The 2,696-nt window shown below is 53.3% G+C and carries 1 protein-coding gene; it reads right to left on the bottom strand.

Going from position 1 to position 2,696, the window contains the following annotated elements; translation table 11 throughout:
• On the bottom strand, window positions 1–2,211 hold a 2,211-nt coding region (gene alaS, locus AQR02_RS04780; RefSeq protein ID WP_082451938.1), incomplete at its 3' end, for an alanine--tRNA ligase.
• Window positions 2,212–2,696: the final 485 nt, after the last annotated feature.

Below are 2,696 nucleotides of genomic sequence, written 5' to 3'. Positions count from 1 at the left end.
CGCATGCAGAGCTTCAATGCGCTTCGGTACATCGTTCAGCGAGGATTTGAGCAGCCCCGCCGATTGCTTCAGCAGATCCAGCTGGCTTTCTGTAAACTGGTAAGCATAACGTCCGGTTACCGCCTCAATCCGGCGTACCCCGGAGCCAATACCGCTTTCGCTGACCAGCTTGAAGATGCCGATCTGCGAGGTGTTCGCAACATGAATCCCGCCGCACAGCTCAAGACTGTAATCACCGACTTGCACTACACGGACGATGTTGCCGTATTTCTCGCCGAAGAGTGCCATAGCACCCATCGCTTTGGCTTCGTCAATCGGCTTGTTCTCAATGACTACATCCAATCCGCGCCAGATCTGCGCATTTACCCGGTGCTCAATGTCGCTCAGCTCTTCCGGTGTAATCGCGCCGAAATGCGAGAAGTCGAAGCGCAGGCGAGCGCCTTCTACTAAAGAGCCGGCCTGATTAACATGACCGCCAAGTACTTCCTTAAGTGCTTTGTGCAGCAGGTGAGTTGCGGTATGGTTCTTCACAATGTCTTCACGCTGCTCACGGTTTACCTCTGCCCGGACGCTATCGCCGACCTTCAGGTCTCCGGCTTCAACAGTCACCAGGTGAACATGCTGGCCGTGCGGAGCCTTGAACAGTCCTGTAACCTTAGCAGTTACGGAACCGCCAGTCAAAAGACCGGTGTCGCTGACCTGGCCGCCGCTCTCTGCATAGAAAGGCGTAGCTTCAAGCACAACCTGGCATTCTGCGCCTTCGCTGACGACATCAACAAGTGCGCCGTCAACCACAATTGCCAGTATTTTAGACTCTGTTACCACGTCAGTATATCCAACAAATTCGCTTTTAACCGTCAGTTCGGCAAGAGCGCCGCCCTGGATTTTCATGCTGGCGTTGTCCTGGCGGGCTGCTCTGGCCCGGTCGCGCTGCTCCTGCATCGCTGCATCGAAGCCTTCGCGGTCTACAGTAAGCCCCTGCTCGGAAGCAAAGTCTTCTGTCAGGTCAAACGGGAAGCCGTAGGTGTCATAGAGCTTGAACGCGTCGGCACCTGCAATAGTACCCAGTCCGTCAGCTTTAGCTTTGGCCGAAATTTCACCAAGAATGGCAAGACCGTCGGATAGCGTCTCGTGGAAACGTTCCTCTTCTGTGCGGATGATTTTGGCGATATATTCGCGGTTCTCCACAACGGACGGGTAGTACACGCCCATCACTTCGCCGACAGTTTCCGTCAGCTCGTGCAGGAATGGACGGTCAAGTCCTAAGGTTTTGCCGTAACGGACAGCACGGCGGAGCAACCGGCGGATAATATAGCCGCGGCCTTCATTAGAAGGAAGCACCCCGTCACCAACCGCAAAGGTAACGGTACGGATATGGTCGGCAATGACCTTCAGGGCAATATCCTGCTCCAGGTTGTCCTTGTATTTCACTCCAGCGAGGCCGGCAGTCTTCTGGATGACCGGCTGGAACAGGTCGGTGTCGAAGTTGGAGTCTACATCCTGCAGGATGGAAGCCAGACGCTCCAGGCCCGCACCGGTATCAATGTTCTTATTAGGAAGCGGTGTATAGCTGCCGTCCTTGTTATGGTTGAACTGGGAGAACACGAGGTTCCACACTTCCAGCCAGCGTTCATTTTCACCGCCCGGATACATTTCAGGATCACTCATGTCGCTGCCGTAAGCTTCGCCGCGGTCATAGAATATTTCCGAGCAAGGACCGCAAGGGCCTTCGCCGATATCCCAGAAGTTCTCATCGCCCAGCTTGATGATGCGCTCAGCAGGCAGGCCAACCTTTTCATTCCACAGCTTGAATGCTTCTTCATCCTCGGCGTACACCGTAACGGAAATGCGGTCCCCGTCGAAGCCGATCCATTCCTTGCCGGTCAGGAACTCCCAGGCCCAGGTAATCGCTTCTTCCTTGAAATAATCTCCGATGGAGAAGTTGCCCAGCATCTCGAAGAACGTATGGTGGCGGCGTGTCTTGCCGACATTCTCAATATCATTGGTGCGGATACATTTCTGGGAGTTCGTCAGGCGGGGATTCTCAGGAATCTCCCGTCCGTCAAAGTACGCCTTCAGCGGCGCCATCCCGGCATTGATCCATAGCAGCGATGGGTCATTGTGTGGAACGAGCGAGGCGCTTGGCTCGATTTTGTGGCCTTTGCTCTCAAAAAACTGCAACCATTTGGAACGGATTTCACTTGCTTTCATCATGTACAGCCCCCGTCTTATCATTAGTGCGGCATAAGTATGCCGGAAAACACAAAAACGCCCCTGAATAAATTCAGGGACGATTATTATCGCGGTACCACCCTGGTTATCGCCTTGACCCGTTAATAAATACGGACACCTGCAGACGATCGCCTTGTCGCGGCTGTTAACGGGCGCCCCCGGCGAGATTTCCCCGCACTCCGAAATCAGCTTTCTGCCGGTCTGTCTTCCGGGTTCTCACAGCCATTACGAAATAATCCCGTAACGGAACCCGTTCTCTGAGGGAGCCATGCTCCGGCGTACTCTATTTCATCAACGTTTTTTCCGATGTGCCTTTTAACATTTCAAGTATAGCCAGTGCTTCTATATCTGTCAATCTCAGGGGCCTGATTTATTCTTCTGCATTCTTTTTCTGCGCGCGCTACCTGCTTAATGCCCATTCTTATTTGATTCTCGGATAAATTGGAATAGCCTAAAATGAATGT

The sequence above is a fragment of the Paenibacillus ihuae genome, from assembly GCF_001368795.1.
Taxonomy (GTDB): domain Bacteria; phylum Bacillota; class Bacilli; order Paenibacillales; family Paenibacillaceae; genus Paenibacillus_AQ; species Paenibacillus_AQ ihuae.
Note: the sequence above shows the minus strand (reverse complement) of the source record. Positions and strands in the feature narration are given on the sequence as shown.